At 68.2% G+C, this 17,828-nt stretch carries 19 protein-coding genes; 13 read left to right on the top strand and 6 right to left on the bottom strand.

The annotated features are described in order from the left end of the window. Positions 1–53: 53 nt before the first annotated feature. The gene (locus LZK98_RS13755; protein WP_233782939.1) at positions 54–197 is read right to left on the bottom strand and encodes a hypothetical protein; all 144 of its coding nucleotides are present in this window, start codon (positions 195–197) and stop codon (positions 54–56) included. Between the two features lie 179 nt (positions 198–376). On the opposite strand from LZK98_RS13755, the gene pspF reads away from it, so the two are divergent. Together pspF and LZK98_RS13745 are read left to right on the top strand one after the other, a co-directional pair. Then, on the top strand, positions 377–1,405 hold the full coding sequence (pspF, locus tag LZK98_RS13750) for a phage shock protein operon transcriptional activator (protein WP_233786589.1): 1,029 nt from the start codon (positions 377–379) through the stop codon (positions 1,403–1,405). A gap of 84 nt (positions 1,406–1,489) precedes the next feature. Then, positions 1,490–2,101 carry a superoxide dismutase gene (locus LZK98_RS13745; protein WP_233782938.1) on the top strand — a complete coding sequence of 204 codons (612 nt, stop codon included), beginning with the start codon at positions 1,490–1,492 and terminating at the stop codon, positions 2,099–2,101. Positions 2,102–2,223: 122 nt separating this feature from the next. On the opposite strand, the gene LZK98_RS13740 is transcribed toward LZK98_RS13745, so the two are convergent. The 3 genes from LZK98_RS13740 to LZK98_RS13730 are packed head-to-tail and all read right to left on the bottom strand — an operon-like array spanning position 2,224 to position 5,062. After that, a complete protein-coding gene (locus tag LZK98_RS13740) occupies positions 2,224–2,841 on the bottom strand; it encodes a septation protein A (protein ID WP_233782937.1) in 618 nt (205 codons plus the stop codon). 2 nt (positions 2,842–2,843) lie between these two features. Further along, positions 2,844–3,776 carry a signal recognition particle-docking protein FtsY gene (ftsY, locus tag LZK98_RS13735; protein WP_233782936.1) on the bottom strand — a complete coding sequence of 311 codons (933 nt, stop codon included), beginning with the start codon at positions 3,774–3,776 and terminating at the stop codon, positions 2,844–2,846. Next, positions 3,773–5,062 (bottom strand): MiaB/RimO family radical SAM methylthiotransferase, encoded by a 1,290-nt coding sequence (locus tag LZK98_RS13730; RefSeq protein WP_233782935.1) that lies wholly within the window; start codon positions 5,060–5,062, stop codon positions 3,773–3,775. The genes ftsY and LZK98_RS13730 overlap by 4 nt, the downstream gene beginning before the upstream one ends. Between LZK98_RS13730 and LZK98_RS13725 the strand changes: the two genes are divergently transcribed. Next, entirely contained in the window at positions 5,061–5,636 is a 576-nt protein-coding gene (locus LZK98_RS13725; RefSeq protein WP_233782934.1) for a DUF924 family protein, read from the top strand. The two genes, LZK98_RS13730 and LZK98_RS13725, sit on opposite strands and share 2 nt — an antisense overlap. Here the strand turns inward: LZK98_RS13725 and LZK98_RS13720 are convergent. Further along, positions 5,611–7,233 carry a putative bifunctional diguanylate cyclase/phosphodiesterase gene (locus LZK98_RS13720; RefSeq protein WP_233782933.1) on the bottom strand — a complete coding sequence of 541 codons (1,623 nt, stop codon included), beginning with the start codon at positions 7,231–7,233 and terminating at the stop codon, positions 5,611–5,613. The genes LZK98_RS13725 and LZK98_RS13720 overlap by 26 nt on opposite strands. A gap of 794 nt (positions 7,234–8,027) precedes the next feature. Between LZK98_RS13720 and ffh the strand changes: the two genes are divergently transcribed. From ffh to LZK98_RS13690, 6 genes are read left to right on the top strand one after another with little or no spacing between them, the layout of a single operon-like run. Then, positions 8,028–9,512: a signal recognition particle protein gene (gene ffh / locus LZK98_RS13715; RefSeq protein WP_233782932.1), complete on the top strand. Its 1,485-nt coding sequence runs from the start codon at positions 8,028–8,030 to the stop codon at positions 9,510–9,512. Positions 9,513–9,565: 53 nt separating this feature from the next. Then, positions 9,566–10,147 carry a 30S ribosomal protein S16 gene (gene rpsP, locus LZK98_RS13710; protein WP_233782931.1) on the top strand — a complete coding sequence of 194 codons (582 nt, stop codon included), beginning with the start codon at positions 9,566–9,568 and terminating at the stop codon, positions 10,145–10,147. Positions 10,148–10,200: 53 nt separating this feature from the next. Then, positions 10,201–10,338 (top strand): hypothetical protein, encoded by a 138-nt coding sequence (locus LZK98_RS13705; protein ID WP_233782930.1) that lies wholly within the window; start codon positions 10,201–10,203, stop codon positions 10,336–10,338. Positions 10,339–10,357: 19 nt separating this feature from the next. Further along, positions 10,358–10,804, top strand: a complete 447-nt coding sequence (rimM, locus tag LZK98_RS13700; protein ID WP_233782929.1) for a ribosome maturation factor RimM — start codon at positions 10,358–10,360, stop codon at positions 10,802–10,804. Next, positions 10,801–11,532, top strand: coding sequence for a metallophosphoesterase family protein (locus LZK98_RS13695; protein WP_233782928.1), 732 nt, complete (start codon positions 10,801–10,803; stop codon positions 11,530–11,532). The genes rimM and LZK98_RS13695 overlap by 4 nt, the downstream gene beginning before the upstream one ends. A gap of 32 nt (positions 11,533–11,564) precedes the next feature. Further along, positions 11,565–11,864 (top strand): hypothetical protein, encoded by a 300-nt coding sequence (locus tag LZK98_RS13690; protein WP_233782927.1) that lies wholly within the window; start codon positions 11,565–11,567, stop codon positions 11,862–11,864. Here LZK98_RS13690 and LZK98_RS13685 read toward each other — a convergent pair. Beyond that, entirely contained in the window at positions 11,861–12,778 is a 918-nt protein-coding gene (locus tag LZK98_RS13685) for an NAD(P)/FAD-dependent oxidoreductase (RefSeq protein ID WP_233782926.1), read from the bottom strand. The genes LZK98_RS13690 and LZK98_RS13685 overlap by 4 nt on opposite strands. A 45-nt stretch (positions 12,779–12,823) precedes the next feature. Between LZK98_RS13685 and trmD the strand changes: the two genes are divergently transcribed. The 4 genes from trmD to LZK98_RS13665 all read left to right on the top strand — a co-directional run bounded on the left by trmD (position 12,824) and on the right by LZK98_RS13665 (position 17,763). After that, the gene (gene trmD, locus LZK98_RS13680; protein WP_233782925.1) at positions 12,824–13,561 is read left to right on the top strand and encodes a tRNA (guanosine(37)-N1)-methyltransferase TrmD; all 738 of its coding nucleotides are present in this window, start codon (positions 12,824–12,826) and stop codon (positions 13,559–13,561) included. Further along, on the top strand, positions 13,558–13,950 hold the full coding sequence (gene rplS / locus LZK98_RS13675; RefSeq protein WP_233782924.1) for a 50S ribosomal protein L19: 393 nt from the start codon (positions 13,558–13,560) through the stop codon (positions 13,948–13,950). The genes trmD and rplS overlap by 4 nt, the downstream gene beginning before the upstream one ends. Before the next feature lie 168 nt (positions 13,951–14,118). Further along, complete coding sequence (locus LZK98_RS13670) at positions 14,119–15,489, top strand: DUF418 domain-containing protein (protein WP_233782923.1); 1,371 nt, start codon at positions 14,119–14,121, stop codon at positions 15,487–15,489. 42 nt (positions 15,490–15,531) lie between these two features. Then, complete coding sequence (locus LZK98_RS13665) at positions 15,532–17,763, top strand: S9 family peptidase (RefSeq protein ID WP_406693348.1); 2,232 nt, start codon at positions 15,532–15,534, stop codon at positions 17,761–17,763. The last annotated feature ends 65 nt before the right edge of the window (positions 17,764–17,828 follow it).

Genomic DNA, 17,828 nt, shown 5'->3' with positions numbered 1-17,828 from the left:
AATACTAATGGGAAGGCCGGGGCGGGGCGAGGGATCCCGCCCCGGCCTGGCCGTCACGCCTGATGGGTGACGGCGAAGCTGTGAGCCGGGAAGCTCTGGGCCGGGGCGACCGCGCCGCCCACGCATACGGCGCTCAGCATCAGGGCCGCGACCACGGTCGAGACGACCCGGGCGAAGTTGGCGGAAACGGTCTGCATCGGAAAACTCCTTGAACCTTCATTCCAGTCCGCCGCGATTGGCGGGATGCCAACTGCATTGCAGGGGGCGTGCCAATTTCGAAAATGACGGGAATCCGGGCATTTCGCTGCACCGGGCGGGCAGGTGGGCGGGTTTCTCTTGCCAAATGTTGGGAATTTACGCCAATGGTTCGGCGATGGTGGAGCGGACGACACAGGTCATCGGGCAATCGGGCGCGTTCCTCGATGCCCTGGAGCGCGCCAGCCGCGCGGCGGCGCTCGACCGGCCGGTGCTCGTGATCGGCGAGCGCGGCACCGGCAAGGAGCTGGTCGCCGAGCGTCTCCATCGCCTCTCCCCGCGCTGGGACCAGCCGCTGGTGGTGATGAACTGCGCCGCGCTGCCCGAGACGCTGATCGAGGCGGAGCTGTTCGGGCATGAGGCGGGGGCGTTCACCGGCGCCACCCGCGCCCGTGCCGGCCGGTTCGAGGAAGCGGATCGCGGCACGCTGTTCCTCGACGAGCTCGGCACGCTGTCGATGGCGGCGCAGGAGCGTCTGCTGCGCGCGGTCGAATATGGGGAGGTGACGCGGATCGGCGCCTCGCGCCCGATCGAGGTCGACGTGCGCATCGTCGCCGCGACCAACGAGCATCTCCCCGACCGCGTCGCCGCCGGCACCTTCCGCGCCGACCTGCTCGACCGGTTGAGCTTCGAGGTGGTGACGCTGCCGCCGCTCCGGGCGCGGCCGGGCGACATCATGGTGCTCGCCGATTTCTTCGGCCGGCGCATGGCATCGGAGATCGGGTGGAGCGAATGGCCCGGCTTCGGGCCCAATGCGGTCGATGCGCTCACCGATTACAATTGGCCCGGCAACGTCCGCGAGCTGCGCAACGTCGTCGAGCGTGCGGTCTATCGCTGGGAGCGGGAAGGGCCGGTCGACGCGATCGAGATCGACCCCTTCGCCTCGCCGCACCGCCCGCGCGGCATCGCGGCCATGTCCCCGTCCGCGCCGGCGCCGATCGTGCAGGCCGAACCTGCCCTGACGATCGTGCGCGAGGAGGGTGGTTCCACCAGCTTCAAGGACCGCGTCGCCCGTTTCGAGCGCGAGCTGCTGAACCGCGCGCTTGCCGAGAACCGCTTCAACCAACGTACCACGGCGGAGACGCTCGGTCTCACCTACGACCAGCTTCGTCACGCATTGCGCCGACACGGCTTGCTCAACGCGGGGTGAATCCCATATCGGCCGCGCAACGAGGGCGGAGCCATCCGGCGCCGTCCGCGTTCGTCGCACGAGCCCGAACAAGGAGGAAATCCCATGGCTTTCGAACTGCCGCCGCTGCCCTACGCCTATGATGCGCTCGAGCCGACGATCGACAAGGAGACGATGACGCTCCACCACGACAAGCACCACAAGGCCTATACCGACAATTTCAACAAGGCGATCGACGCGGATCCCGGCCTGGCCGGCAAGACGATCGAGGAAATCTTCGCCCATATCGAAGGCAAGCCGCCGCTGCTGCGCAACAACGCGGGCGGCTATTGGAACCACGACTTCTTCTGGAAGACGATGGCTCCGAACGCGGGCGGCGCGCCGACCGGCGAACTCGCTGCGGCGATCGACGAGACCTTCGGCTCGTTCGACGAATTCAAGGAGAAGTTCAACGCGGCCGGCGCCGGCCAGTTCGGCTCGGGCTGGGCGTGGCTCATCGTCGGCGCGGACGGCAAGCTCGCCATCACTTCGACGCCGAACCAGGACAATCCGCTGATGGATGTCGCGGCCGTCAAGGGCACGCCGATCCTGGGCAACGACGTGTGGGAGCACGCCTATTACATCACCTACCGCAACGACCGTGCCGCTTATCTCAAGGCGTGGTGGAACGTGGTGAACTGGGACGTCGTCGCCGAGCGCTACGCAGCGGCGAAGTAACGATTCTCCCTCTCCCCATCGGGGAGAGGGCTGGGGAGAGGGGGCGGGGTCTCACCGAGACCGCGGCCTGCCGCACTGCCCCTCTCCCCAACCCTCTCCCCGATGGGGAGAGGGCTTTATCCTTAGCCCTCCGGCGGCACCGGCACGTCCTTCGTCTCGCCTGTGCTGAGGCCATTGCGCAGCAGCATCGGGATGTTCGCCATCGCGAACAGGAAGGTGAGGGGGATCGCCCCCCACACCTTGAAGCTCACCCAGAAATCGGTGCTGGTCGAGCGCCACACGGCTTCGTTCAGCACCGCCATGCCGATGAAGAACAGCGTCCAGTTGATCGTCAGCTTGCGCCACCCGCGCTCGGTGAGGCCCGGGTAGGCGCTGCCGAGCAGCCCCTGCAGCAGCGGCCGGCCGGTCGCGAGGCCGAAGCCCAGCACCGCCGCGAAGGTGGCATAGACGAAGGTCGGCTTCATCTTGATGAAGCGCTCGTCGTGGAAATAGAGGGTGAGCCCGCCGAACACGAGCACCAGCACCGCCGACACCCACAGCATCGGCGAGACGTGGCGGGTCTTGATCCACGACAGGCTCACCGCGATCACCATCGCGATCATGAAGGCGATCGTCGCCGCCATGATCCGCGCCAGCGCCGGCCCCGGCGCCAGGAAGTTGACCGCGAAGAAGGCGACCAGCGGCCCATAGTCGAGCGCGAGGCGAAAGCCGGGAGAGGCGGCGGGGCGGGGGTCGGTCATGGTCACAGCAACTCCTCGACGCCGGCGATGATCCGCGCGACCTCGTTCGCGTCGAAGGGCCTCAGATCGTCGACCTTCTCGCCGACCCCGATCGCATGGATCGGCAGGCCGTATCGCTCCGCCGCCGCCACCAGCACGCCGCCGCGCGCGGTGCCGTCGAGCTTGGTCATGACCAGGCCGGTGACGCCGGCGACCTCCTTGAACACCTCGATCTGGCTCAGCGCGTTCTGACCGGTGGTGGCGTCGAGCACCAGCACCACGTCGTGCGGCGCCTCGGGGTTGAGGCGGCCGAGCACGCGGCGGATCTTGGCGAGCTCGTCCATCAGCTCGCGCTTGTTCTGGAGGCGGCCGGCGGTGTCGACGATCAGCACGTCGGTGCCGTTGGCGGTGGCCTGCTTGACGGCTTCGTAGACGATCCCCGCCGCGTCGCCGCCCTCGTTGCCGGAGACGATCGGCACCCCGATCCGCTCGGCCCAGGTGCGCAGCTGCCCGATCGCGGCGGCGCGGAAGGTGTCGCCGGCCGCCAGCATCACCGAATAGTCCTGCTCCAGGAACAGGTTGGCGAGCTTGGCGATGGTGGTGGTCTTGCCCGATCCGTTGACGCCGATGACGAGGATCACCTGCGGGCGAGGGAAGGCGTCGACGTCGAGCGGCTGCGCGACGGGCGCGAGCGCCTTCGCCACCTCCTCGGCGACGACCAGGCGGATGCCGAGCTCCTCCATGTTGCGCTCATACTGCCCCTCGGCCAGCCGCGAGCGGACGCGCGCGGCGGTCTCGGGTCCGAGGTCGGAGGAGATCAGCGCCTCCTCGATCTCGTCGAGCACCGCATCGTCGAGCCGCGCGGTGCCGAGGCCGGCGAGATTGCCGACCAGCCGGTCGGAGGTCCGCTTGAATCCGCCGAGCAAGCGTTGGTGCCAGGAAAGATTGGTGCTCATGCCGTTGCCAAAACCATGTCGTCACCCCGGCGAAGGCCGGGGTCCACCGCGCCCGCAGCACTGGTGGATGAGTGGATCCCGGCCTGCGCCGGGATGACGGAGGAGAGGAGGCTGGTGTCGTCCGATCCATGAATCGCAGCACGCGCCATCGTCCCAGGCTCGCATCGCCGATCCAGCCTCACCTCCGCGAAATTCTCAGCATGGCCGCGATCGCCCGGCCGCTCGACCAGCACGCGCTGCTCGGTTCCGACCAGCGCCGCCAGCCACTGCCGTCGCCGTGCTTCCCCTGCCTCGCGCAGCCGGCCTGCGCGCGCCTTCACCACCTCGCGCGCCACCTGCGGCATCCGTGCCGCGGGCGTGCCCTCGCGCGAGGAGAAGGGGAAAATGTGCGGATGCACCACATCGCAATCGTCGAGGATCGCCAGCGTGTTGGCGAACATCGCTTCGTCCTCCGTCGGGAAGCCGGCGATCAGGTCGGCGCCGATCGCGATCTCCGGCCGCCTGGCCTTCAGCCGCTCGACGATCGCGACCGCCTTGGCCCGCGAATGCCGCCGCTTCATCCGCTTGAGGATCATGTCGTCGCCCGCCTGGAGCGAAAGGTGGACATGTGGCATCACCCGCGCCTCGCCGGTCAGCAGCTCGAACAATCGCTCGTCGATCTCGATCGAATCGAGCGACGACAGCCGCAGCCGCTCGACCGCAGTATGACGCAGGATACGCTCGACCAGCGACCCGAACGAGGGCGCCCCCGGCAGGTCGGCGCCGTAGCTGGTGACGTCGACCCCGGTCAGCACCACCTCGCGATGTCCAGCCGCGACCAGCGCGGCGATCCGCTCCACGACCGCGCCCGCCGGTACCGACCGGCTCGGTCCCCGGCCATAGGGGATCGCGCAGAAGGTACAGCGATGGTCGCACCCGTTCTGCACCTCGACGAACGCGCGGGCGTGGCCGGTGAAGCGGGCCGGCGCCATCTCCAGCCCGCCCCATGCCGCCGCATCGAGCTTGGCCATGTTGCCGACCACCCGGTCGACCTCCGCCATCGCCGCGAAGCCGTCGGGGTCGATCGTCGCCGCGCAGCCGGTCACCACCAGCTCGGCATGCGGCCGCGCCCGCCGTGCGCGCCGGATCGCCGCTCGCGTCGCCTTGATCGCTTCATTGGTCACCGCGCAGCTGTTCACCACGACGACGTCGCGGGAACCGAGCATGGCGCGTATGCTTTCGCTTTCGGCGATGTTGAGACGGCAGCCGAGGGTGATCACCTCGGGGCCGGCGGAGGGAGCGAGCATGGAAGCGCATCTAGGCCCCGGATCGGGCGAAGTCCACGACGCGGCAAAGCAGGTCCTCGACTTCTGGTTCGGCGAGCTCGGCCCCGAGCAATGGTTCGCCAAGGATGCGGCGGTCGATCACGCCTGCGCGCGGTTCGGCCCCATGCGCGACGCGGTGCTCGCCAGCGGCGCCGAGGGCTGGCGGGACGAGCCCGAGACGCTGCTCGCCGCGGTCATCCTGCTCGACCAGATCAGCCGCAACATCCATCGCGGCTCCCCACGCGCCTATGAGGCCGACCCGCTCGCCGAGAGCCTCACCCGCGAGGCGATCGCGCGCGACTGGGTCCGCCTCTTCCCCAAGGAACGCGCGCAATTCCTGTTGCTGCCGCTCGAGCACGCCGAGAATGCCGACACGCAGCGGCTCAGCCTCGCCCAGTTCGAGGCGCTGGGGGAGGAAGAGGCGCTCGCCTATGCTCGCGACCATGCCGCGGTGATCGAACGCTTCGGCCGCTTTCCTTCGCGCAACGCCGCGCTCGGCCGCGAGTCCACGCCCGAGGAGCTCGAATACCTCAGCCAGCCCGGCGCCGGCTGGTAGCCTTGCGAAACGGCTCCGCCTGCGCGACGTGCAGCATCCGCCGCTCGGCGAGCATCCGCCGCGCGCCCGCCGTCGACAGCGGCTTGCCGTAATGCCACCCCTGTCCCCGCGACACGCCGGCCGCGATCAGCCGCCGCTCGATCTCGCCGTCCTCGATCCCCTCGGCGGTGACCGGCAGGTTGAGGCTCTCGCCGAGCCGGGCGATCGCATGGACGATCGCGGCGGAATCCGGACTCTCGGTCATCGAGATCACGAAGCTCTTGTCGATCTTGATCCGGTCGAACGGCAGCATCCGCAAATGCGCAAGCGACGAATAGCCGGTGCCGAAATCGTCGAGCGCCAGCCGCATGCCCTGGTTCTTGAGGGAGCCGACGATCGACTGGGCGAGCGACAGATTGTCGAACAGCGCGCTCTCGGTGATCTCGATCTCGCAGCGGCTGGCGGGGAAGCCGGTCTCGGTCAGCACCTTGATGATCTTCTGCGCGAGCCACGGATCGCGCAGCTGCCAGGGCGAGATGTTGATCGCGACCGTCAGCGACGGATCCCAGTCGCGCGCCGCGGTGAACGCCTGGCGCATGATCGACAGCGACAGCTCGGCGATCATGCCGGTTTCCTCGGCGATCGGGATGAACTGGTCGGGGCTGATCAGCCCGCGGCTCGGATGTTCCCAGCGCGCCAGCACCTCGAAGCCGCTGAGCTCGCCGGTGGCGATGTCGATCTGCTGCTCGAAATAGGGGACGATCTCCTGCCGCGGGATGGCGAGGCGGAGGCCGCTCTCGAGTTCATTGCGTGTCTGAAGTTCGCGTTCCATCGACATGTCGAACCAGCCGAAGCGATTGCGGCCGGATTTCTTGGCGGCGTACATGGCGATGTCGGCTGCACGCATCAGCGCATCGATGCTTCGGCAGTCGAAGTCGGAGCGGGCAAGCCCGATCGAAGCCGAGATGTGGCAACGCAGACCCTCCGCGTCGAACGGCTGCGCCATCCGGCTCACCAGCCGCTCGGCGATGCGCTCGACCACGTCGGGATTGGCTGCATCGAACAGAAAGGCGCAGGCGAACTCGTCGCCGCCCAGCCGCGCCATCAGCGCGCTCGCCGGCAGCACGCGCTCGATTTCGACCGCCACCGCGCGCAGCAGCGAATCGCCGACGGCGTGGCCGTGCATGTCGTTGACCGTCTTGAAATGGTCGAGGTCGAGGATCAGCAGCGCCATCGCCTTGCGGCGCTTCTCGGCGCGGGCGAACAGCGCCGCGCCGTCCTCGGCCAGGCTGCGGCGGTTGAGGAAGCCGGTCAGCGGGTCGCGCGCGGCGAGCATCTGCGCACGCTCCTCGGCGGCGGCACGCTCGGCAACCTCGCGGGCGAGCGCCTGGTTGCGGCGCCAGCCGAGCAGGATCAGCGCGATGTTGAGCAGCAGCGCCACCACCAGCGGCTGGTCGACCGGTGCGCCGCCCATGAAATAGTGGCGGACCGTGGCGGCGAGCACCTGGCTGCCGATGCCGACGAACATCAGGATCGAAGCGACGGTGATCGCCCCGGTGACCAGGTCGCGCGGCGCGCCGCGAGGTGCGCGACGGTCCTCGTCGAAATCCAGTGCCATGCCCCTAATTGCCCCCGAGCCGACCAACGGCCGGGCTTGGCACGTCGAAGGTGTAGATCGGGTTAAGGGGCGTAGGGCGGCCTCTTTCCAATCCTCCCCCGCCAGGGGGAGGTGGCACGCGAAGCGTGACGGAGGGGGCGGAAGCACACCGATAATGAGTTGCCGTCCTCCCCCTCCGTCAGCCTGCGGCTGACACCTCCCCCTGGCGGGGGAGGATTTCTAATCGCACTCCTCTCCTTTGGTTTGGCTGCGGCTTGCAATGTAGGATTTCGCCTGCTTGGCTCGCCCCGGCCAGCGCTACTGCGAGGCCGAACCGCTCTTTGAAACCGTTCATCTAACCCATGTCGCCCCGGTGTCGCCCCGGTGTCGCCCCGGTGTCGCCCCGGTGTCGCCCCGGTGTCGCCCCGGTGTCGCTCCGGTGTCGCGTTGGTGTTGCGTCAGCGTTGCGTTGGTGCCGCGCCTGTGTAGCTTCGGTGTCGCGCTCGCGTTGCTTCGGTGTCGCGTCCACGCCGCGTCGACGTCGCGCTCATGCTCGTGCGCTCTCGTGTGAGACCTGTCTCGCTCGTCTCGCATGTGAGATGCGTCAATTTGGTCAACTTTCCGAGAGCCTCTCCCGCCCGGATGGAAGCAACACAGGGCCCGGACTTGCGATTTCCGCAACTCTGGCCTAAGTGCCCGCCCGATCGTTCCTTCGGGCACGTGACGCATTCGCCGCCTACGGGCGACGCCGGCCGACGAGGTTTCGTCCGCCGGCGTTTTTCGCGTTACGTGGCTGGAGGTATTTGGAGACGCAGATGTTCGAGAGCTTGAGCGACCGGCTGGGAGGGGTGTTCGACCGCCTGCGCGGCCGCGGCGCGCTGACCGAGGCCGACGTCCGCGCCGCGATGCGCGAGGTGCGCGTCGCGCTGCTCGAGGCGGACGTCGCGCTTCCGGTCGCACGCGAGTTCGTCGACAAGGTCACCGAGCAGGCGGTCGGCCAGCAGGTGCTGCGCTCGGTCACGCCGGGCCAGCAGGTCGTCAAGATCGTCAACGACGCGCTGGTCGAGATGCTGGGCTCGGAGAACACCGGGCTCGACATCGACGTGACGCCGCCCGCGGTGGTGATGCTGGTCGGCCTCCAGGGCTCGGGCAAGACCACCACCACCGCCAAGCTCGCCCGCTTGCTCAAGTCGCAGGGTAAGAAGCTCATCATGGCGTCGCTCGACGTCAACCGCCCGGCCGCGCAGGAGCAGCTGGCGGTGCTCGGCACCCAGGCCGAGGTTGCGACCCTGCCGATCGTCGCCGGCCAGCAGCCGGTCGACATCGCCCGCCGCGCGCTGCAGGCGGCCAAGCTCCAGGGCTATGACGTCCTGATGCTCGACACCGCCGGGCGGCTCCACGTCGACCAGGCGCTGATGGACGAGATGAAGGCGGTCGCCGACATCGCGACCCCCAACGAGATCCTGCTCGTCGTCGACAGCCTGACCGGCCAGGACGCGGTCAACGTCGCCAAGGCCTTCTCCGAACAGGTGCCGCTCACCGGCGTGATCCTGACCCGCATGGACGGCGACGCCCGCGGCGGCGCGGCGCTGTCGATGCGCGCGGTCACCGGCAAGCCGATCAAGTTCGCCGGCATGGGCGAGAAGCTCGACGCGCTCGAGCCCTTCCACCCGAACCGCGTCGCCGGCCGCATCCTCGGCATGGGCGACGTGGTGTCGCTGGTCGAGAAGGCCGCGGCGACGATCGAGCAGGAAGACGCCGAGCGCATGGCGGCCAAGCTCGCCAAGGGCCAGTTCGACCTCAACGACCTGCGCGCCCAGCTCTCGCAGATGCGCCGGATGGGTGGCATCGGCGCGCTCGCCGGCATGATGCCGGGGATGAAGAAGGCGCAGGCCGCGGTCGACCAGGCCGGCGGCGACAAGGTGCTGCTGCGCATGGACGCGATCATCACCTCGATGACGCCCAGGGAGCGCGCCAAGCCCGAGCTGATCAACGCCAAGCGCAAGATCCGCGTCGCCAAGGGCTCCGGCACCACCGTGCAGGACGTCAACAAGCTCCTGAAGATGCATCAGGAAATGTCGACCGCGATGAAGAAGATCCGCAAGATGGGCGGGATCAAGGGCATGGCGGCGCTGCTCGGGCGCGGCGGCATGGGCGGCGTCGGCAAGGCGCTCGGCGGCCAGCCGCTCGGCGACATGATGGGGAAGATGGACGGTCCGGCCGGCGGTCTTCCCGGCCTGGGTGGAGCGGGGATGCCCAACCTGCCGCCGGGCTTCGAGAATTTTTTGAAGAAGAAGTGAGATCGGCCGGAAGATTCCGGCATCAACCTACGAGAAAGAAAGAAGGAACTTAAATGGCACTCAGCATTCGCCTGTCGCGTGGCGGCTCGAAGAAGCGGCCCTATTACCGCATCGTAGTTGCCGACGCGCGTTCGCCCCGCGACGGCCGCTTCATCGAGAAGATCGGCAACTACAACCCGCTGCTCGCCAAGGATGATGCCGGCCGCGTCCAGCTCGACGCCGACCGCGCCAAGCACTGGCTCGGCGTGGGCGCGCAGCCGACCGACCGCGTCGCCCGCTTCCTCGATGCCGCCGGCGTCCGCGAGCGCGCCGCGCGCAACAACCCCAAGAAGGCCGAGCCGGGCGAGAAGGCCAAGGAGCGCGCCGAGGAGCGCGCCGCCAAGGCAGCCGAAGCCGCTGAGGCCGCTGCCGCCGCGTCCGCGGCCCCGGCTCCGGCCGAGGGCTCGAACGAGGAAGCCGAGGCGGTGATCGCCGCCGAGGTCGAGGCCGCGACCGAGGAGCCGACGCCGGAGGCCGAGGCCGTCGCCGAGGCGGTGGCCGAGGAGACCCCGCCGGCCGAGGCCGCTGCCGAGGAAACTCCGCCGGCCGAGGCGGAGGCTGCTCCGGCTGCCGACGAGGAAGCCAAGGCCGAGTAAGGCATCGGATGCTGGCCTGATGCGTTTCCCTTCCGACCCGAGAGGAGCGCATCATGGCCAGCAAGCCGCCACCCGAACAGCCGCCCGCCGATGACCAGGACGACGCGACCAACCAGGGCGTCTCCACCGAAGAGCCCGCCGAAGGCGCCGACGACGCCCCCGGCGGCGACGGCGGCTCGCCGCGACGCTGACCGTCCGGTCACGCTCGCGGTGGTCGTCGGCGCGCACGGCATCGCCGGCGAGGTTCGCCTCAAGGTCTTCGCCGACGATCTCGCGACCTATCGCAGCTTCAACGGCGGCGCCCTGTCGCTGAAGGCGCTCCGCGACGGCCCCAACGGCGCGATAGCCCGCTTCGCCGAAGTCGCCGATCGGTCCGCGGCGGAAGCGTTGCGCGGCACAGAACTCACCGTCCCCCGCTCCGCGCTGCCGCCGCTGGGGGAGGGGGAATATTACCACTTCGACCTGATCGGCCTTCCCGCCGTCTCGACCGCCGGCGAGACGCTCGGCGCCGTCGTCGCGGTCGACAATTACGGCGCCGGCGACGTGCTCGAAATCGAGCGGCCAGACGGCAAGCGCTTCATGGTCCCGATGACCCCCGTTGCGGTGCCCGAATGGAATGACGATCGCCTGGTGGTGACCGCCGCCTTCGCCGAATGACTCGGACGGCAATCCTTTCCGACGTCCACGGCAACCTGCCGGCGCTGGAGGCGGTGATCGCCGATGCCGAGGCTCAGGGCTGCACACGCTGGCTCAACCTCGGCGACCTGCTGTCGGGTCCGCTTTGGCCGGCCGAGACCGCCGACCTGCTGATGTCGCTCGACTGGCCGACGATCGCCGGCAACCACGAACGCCAGCTGCTGACGGTGCCGCCCGACCGGATGAACGCGAGCGACCGCCACGCCCGTGCGACGCTGACAGACGCGCACCTCGCCTGGCTGGCGAGTCTGCCACCGACGCTGACGGCCGACGGCATCCTTCTCTGCCACGGCACCCCGTCGAGCGACGTCCGGCCCCTGATCGAGACGATCGAGCTCACGGGCATCCGTCGCGCGACGATCGAGGAAATCACCGCCCGCCTCGAATGCGTATCGGAGCGGCTGATCCTGTGTGGCCACACCCATCTGCCGGCGACCGTCACGCTGCCCGACGGGCGCAGGGCCGCCAATCCGGGCAGCGTCGGCCTGCAGGCATTCGTCGACGATCACCCCTATCCCTACCGCGTCGAGAACGGCGACCCGTCGGCACGCTACGCGATCCTCGGTTCCGACGGCGATCTTGACCTACGCGCCGTCCCCTACGACCACGCCGCCGCTGCGGCGAAAGCCGAGCGGGAAGGGCACACCGACTGGGCGATGGCGCTGCAGACCGGTAAGGTGGAGGCATAGTCGGCGACGTCGGCTTCTGGTAAGCTCGCGCCATGACATTGGTGGCGTGGCTGCTGGCGCTTACCGGACTCGCCTTCGCGCTGTGGTTGACGGCGGCGTTCCTGTTACGACTCCGGCATCTTGGGCGCTTGGTCCTGACGATCGCTGTTCCGGCGCTTTTTGCCGGGGGGTGGGTGTGGCTCAGCTATCTGGAGAAGCGTACGCCCGGGAGCGAGCCCGGTTGGGATGCCGTCTTCCTTCTCGTCAGCTTCTTCGTCGGCGCCTTTGCCGCGCTGGCGGTGCTGCCCGTCTGGTTCGTCGCCGAGGAGAAACTCGGCTGGCGGGCGCGCTAGCGCCAAATCGGCCGCATCTCGTTCAGCGCGTTGCGGATCGTCGTCGCGGCGACGCCGGCTTCGCCCATCGCGTGGCTGATCTGGTCGAGCCCCTTCACCACGTCGCCCGCAGCGAACAGCCCCGGCACGGAGGTGCGCTGGTGCTCGTCGACCTCCAGGCAGCCGTCGGCGCTCGCCCGCGCGCCCGCACGGATCGCCAGCTCTGAGCGGATCACCGATCCCAGCGCCGGATAGAGGCTGTCGAACCGCCGCTCACCCTCCGCGGTACCGACCGCGATCCGGTCGCCGTCGATCCGGATCGGCGTGCAAGGCCCGTCGATCCGCTCCACGCCCGCCTCGTCGAGCGCGCGCCGGCATGTCTCGTCGAGCTCGTGCGGCCCCTGGTGCGCGATCAGCGTCACCTCCCGGGTATAGCCGCGCAGGAACAGCGCCTCGCGCATGCCATGCTCGCCGGTGCCGATCACGCCGACCGCCTTGTCGGTCACCTCATAGCCGTCGCAGATCGGGCAGTAGCGGATGAGGCCGCGCGCCAGCGCCCGGTCATGCTCCTCGGCATCCATCTCGGGCCGGTTGTTGACCACGCCGGTCGCCAGCAGCACCGTCCGGGCGCGATAGTCGCGGCTGCCCGCTTCGACGCGGAAGCCGCGATCCTCCGGCACCACTGCGGTTACCTCGACCGTCTCGCGTACCGCTCCGAAGTTCTCCGCCTGGCGCAGCATCAGCGTCAGCAGGTCGGCGCCGGCGATCCCGTCCGGAAAGCCGGCGTGGTTCATCGTCCGCGGGATCAGCGCCGCGCGGCTCGATCCATTGTCGAACAGCCGAATCGAGAGATGGAAGCGGGCGAGGTAGATTGCCGTGGTCAGTCCGGCTGGCCCGGCGCCGATGATGATGCAGTCGTCGGATTCCTGGTTCACCGGTCATCCCTTGCCAAGCGCGGCCCTTCGGGCGACAGCCGCACGATGCCGTTCGCCGCCACCGTCTTAACGCTCTACCCGGAAATGTTTCCCGGTCCGCTCGGTACGTCGCTTGCCGGCCGGGCGCTGCGCGAGGGGCGCTGGAACCTCGACACCGTCCAGATCCGCGATTTCGCCACGGACAAACATCGTTCGGTCGACGACACGCCCGCCGGCGGCGGCGCCGGCATGGTGATGCGCGCCGATGTGCTAGCGGCGGCGGTCGATAGCGTGGGGGAGGGGCGCCCGATCCTCGCCATGACTCCGCGCGGCCGCCCGCTGACCCAGGCCCGCGTGCGCGAGCTCGCCGCCGGCCCCGGCGTCGTCCTTCTCTGCGGCCGCTTCGAGGGGATCGACGAACGTCTGTTCGAGGCGCGCCCCATCGAACCGGTCTCGATCGGCGACTATGTCCTCTCCGGCGGCGAGATGGCGGCGCTGGTGGTGCTCGACGCTTGCATTCGGCTCATTCCCGGCGTAATGGGCGCGCCTTCCAGCGGGGACGAGGAAAGCTTCGAAAGCGGCCTCCTCGAATATCCGCATTATACCCGACCTGTCGAATGGGAAGGGCGCACGATCCCCGAAGTGCTGCGATCGGGGGATCATGCGAGGATCGCGGCCTGGCGCAAGTCGATGGCCGAGACCGATACACGGCTAAGGAGGCCGGACCTTTGGGAGCGCCACGAGGGCGCTCGGGTCGGTTCTCCCTCTGGCGCGCGGCAGAGAACCAGGACGGACAAGTCATGAACCTGATCCAGACGCTCGAAGCCGAGCAGATCGCCAAGTTCAACGAGGCGAAGAAGATTCCGGAATTCCGCCCGGGCGACACGCTCAAGGTCGGCGTGAAGGTGGTCGAGGGTGAGCGCACCCGCGTCCAGAACTTCGAGGGCGTGTGCATCGCCCGCGCCAACAAGGGCATGGGCAGCTCGTTCACCGTGCGCAAGATCAGCTTCGGCGAGGGTGTCGAACGCGTCTTCCCGCTCTATTCGCCCAACGTTGATTCGATCGAGGTGGTGCGCAAGGGCGCCGTCCGCCGCGCCAAGCTTTATTACCTGCGCGGCCGCACCGGCAAGTCGGCCCGCATCGCCGAGCGCCGCGACAACCGCCAGGCCGAGGAGGCCGTGGCGGCCGAATAAGCGGCCTCCATCGCGAGAGCCTTTTGCGGGGCGTCGGAGCAATAGGCTCCGTCGCCCCGTTCGATTCCGGCGCCGGCCAGTTACTCCACAATACTTCCTCGTCCCCGATTTGGCGTTGCACCCTTGTCCGGGTGTGTTACTCTGATCCTACACCAAAGGGGGAAGCGCGTGACCGATACCACCGCCCAGCCGTTGGCGATGACCACCGCCGCCGAGCCCGATGGCGCACCGCGCCTCGCCAGTCTCGACATCCTGCGCGGCGTGGCGATTCTCGGCATCCTGTTCATGAACATCAACGACATGGGCGGCGCGCTGTTCATGGGGTGGGTGGACATCGGCCGCTACGGCATGAGCGGCGCCGACCGGATCGCCTTCTTCCTGCGCAATACCCTTGCCGACGGCACCGCGCGCTGCCTGCTCGAGATGCTGTTCGGCGTCGGCATGGTGATCCTGACCGAACGGGCGGAGAGGGCGGCGGAGAGCCGGTGGGCGGTGCTGCGCGGCTATTATTGGCGCAACGTCGTGCTGTTCCTGTTCGGCCTGGTCCATGTCTTCATCCTGCTGTGGCCGGGCGACATCCTCCACACCTACGGCCTCGCCGCGCTGATCGCCTTCCTGTTCCGCCGGCTCAGCGCCAGATGGCTGCTCGGCGTCGGCCTGGTCTTCGCGCTGCTGCAGCTCGGCGGCGGCGGTACCGGCTATATGATGACGCGCCTGCAGGATCAGCGCGCGGCGGCGATCGAAGTCAGGCAAAAGGCGGGCGAACCGATCAGCAAGGAGGATGCGAAGACCCTTGCCGATGTGGACAAGCGCAAGGCCGAGCGCGCCAAGCAGCACCGGGAGATGGAGGCCCGCATGGCCGCCGAGGACAAGGGGCGCTCCGCCGCGACGGGCAGCTTCATGAGCTGGGCGCAAGCGCAATGGAGTATCTTCCTCTATCTCGAGGGCATGTTCCTCGAACCGATATGGATCTGGGAGGCGGCGGCGACGATGCTGATTGGCGCGGCGCTGTTCAAATGGGGTGTGATCCAGGGTAACCGTTCGACGCGCTTCTACCTGCTCCTGACGTTTGCCTGCTACGCCTTTGGCCTGGCCATCCGCGCGATCGGCGCGTTCAACGATCTCGCCGATTACGAGGGCCCTTCGATCACCTGGGCGACGCAGGAGCTGGCGCGGCTCGCCACCACGCTCGGCCATATCGGCCTCATCCACTTGCTGCTGCGGACAGCGGCTGGCGCCGGCTTGCTGAAGCCGTTCGAGGCCGCCGGCCGAACCGCGCTCACCCTCTACATCGCCCAGACGATCATCTGCCTGTGGATCCTCTATCCGCCCTTCGCGCTCGGCCTTTATGGTAAGCACAGCTGGGCGGTCTGGATGCTGACCGCCGTCGCGGTGAACGCGCTGCTGCTATGGGCGGCGAATGTCTATCTGCGCTACTACAGGATCGCCCCGGTCGAATGGGCGTGGCGCTCGATTCTGGCCGGACGATCTCTGCCCATCCGCAGAAGTCCGCGGACGGCGGCCGCGCAACCGGCCTGAGCCGGGTTGGCGAGGAGCGGGCGGGTCGTTACACACCCGCCCATGCATCGCCTCCTCGCCGCGGCCGCTGCCGCCACCGTCGCCGCCATGACCCTTCCTGCTGACGCCCAGGATCTCACTCTCCAGCGCGTCTTCGCCAGCCCCGACCTTTCCGGCGAGAAGCCGCGCGCGCTCGCCATGTCGCCCGACGGCAAGCTGGTGACCTCGCTGCGCCCGCGCGCCGACGAGAAGGACCGCTACGACCTGTGGGCGATGGACACCGCCACCGGCGAATGGCGCATGCTGGTCGACAGCAAGAAGGTCGGCACCGGCGCCGAACTGAGCGAGGCCGAGAAGATGCAGCGCGAGCGCGCTCGCATCGGCAACCAGCGCGGCATCGTCGACTATCAATGGTCGACCGACGGCCATTCGATCCTGGTCCCGCTCGACGGCGATCTCTACCTCGCCACCCTCGACGGCAACGTCCACCGCCTGACCAACACGCCCGACGGCGAGCTCAACCCGGCGGTCAGCCCGGGCGGCAAGTTCGTGAGCTTCGTGCGCGACCAGAATCTCCACATTCTCGATTTCGCCACCGGCAAGGACAAGAAGATCACCCCGGACGGGGCCGGCACCGTCCACTGGGGCGAGGCCGAGTTCGTCGCGCAGGAGGAGATGGACCGCTCGACCGGCTATTGGTGGTCGCCCGACGAGCAACATATCGCCGTCGAGCGCTTCGACGAGGCGCCGGTCGGCATCGTCACCCGCACCGCGATCGGCGCGGACGGCGCCAAGGTGTTCGACCAGCGCTATCCCGCCGCCGGCACCCCCAACGTGCTGGTCGAGCTCTACGTCATGCGCCCGGACGGCTCGGGCAAGGTCCGCGTCGACCTCGGCAAGGACAAGGACATCTATCTCACCCGCGTGAAGTGGATGCCCGACGGCTCCGCGCTGCTCGTCCAGCGCATGAACCGCACCCAGACCCAGCTCGACGTGCTCAAGGTCGATCCCGCCACCGGCGCCTCGACGCTGCTGTTCAGCGAGAAGGCTGAGCCCAAGAGCTGGATCAATCTCGCCACCTCGCCCGAGAAGGAGGGCGACTTCGGGCTCGAGCCGATGAAGGACGGCAGCTTCATCTGGTGGTCGGAGCGTGACGGTCACGGCCATCTCTATCGCCTCGACGTCAAGGGGCGCTGGAAGCAACTGACCAAAGGCGACTGGGAGGTCGCGAGCGTCGTCGCGGTCGATGAAGCCAACGAGAAGCTCTACTTCCTCGGCAACAAGGACGACGTGCTGGAGCGCCACCTCTACAGCCTCGACCTCGGCAAGACGGGCGCGATCACGCGGCTGACCGGCGTCGGCTGGTGGAACAGCGCGGTCGCGGACAAGAGCGCGACGCATTTCATCGTCACGCGCTCCAATCCGGAGCAGCCGACCGAAGTTTATCTCGCCGATACGACCGGCCAGCGCACCGCCTGGATCAGCGAGAACGCGCTGGCTGCGGGGCATCCCTATTACCCCTATCTCGCCAGCCATCAGCAGACCCGTTTCGGCGACCTCAAGACTGCCGACGGTGCGACGCTGCACTGGCAGATGATCACGCCGCCGCTCGAGCCCGGCAAGAAATACCCCGTATTCTTCGAACATTATGGCGGTCCGCACAGCCAGACCGTCAGCCGCAGCTGGGGCGGGCCGCTCCACCAGCTGCTCGTGGACAAGGGTTATATCGTCTTCCAGATCGACAATCGCGGCTCGGCCAATCGTGGCAAGGCGTTCGAGGACGCGATCTGGCACGCGATGGGATCAGTTGAGGTCCAGGATCAGCTTGCGGGTGCGAACTATCTGAAGACGCTGGATTTCGTCGATCCGAAGCGGATCGCGATCTACGGCTGGTCCTATGGCGGCTACATGACGCTCAAGATGCTGGAGGCGAATCCCGGCGTCTATGCGGCCGGCATCGCCGGCGCGCCGGTGACCAAGTGGGAACTCTACGACACCCATTATACCGAGCGCTACATGGGCAATCCGCGGACGGACCCGAAGGCTTATGCCGCGTCCAACGCGATCGACAACGCGCCGAAGATCACCGATCCGCTGATGCTGATCCACGGCATGTCCGACGACAATGTCGTGCTGGATCACACGACGGCCTTCGCCGCGAAGATGCAGGCGACCAACACGCCGTTCGAGATGATGCTCTATCCGGGCAAGACCCACTCGGCGGTGAAGGATATCCATGTCTGGACGACCATCCTCAACTTCCTCGATAGGACGGTGGGGGCCGGGCCCAAGTAGAGCTTGGGTTGCCGAGAGCGCGCGGGAAGCGTAACCGCGCGGCGACACTAAACCGTCATCCCGGC

Source organism: Sphingomonas cannabina (assembly GCF_021391395.1).
In the GTDB taxonomy this organism is placed as follows: Bacteria; Pseudomonadota; Alphaproteobacteria; order Sphingomonadales; family Sphingomonadaceae; genus Sphingomonas; species Sphingomonas cannabina.
Note: the sequence above shows the minus strand (reverse complement) of the source record. Positions and strands in the feature narration are given on the sequence as shown.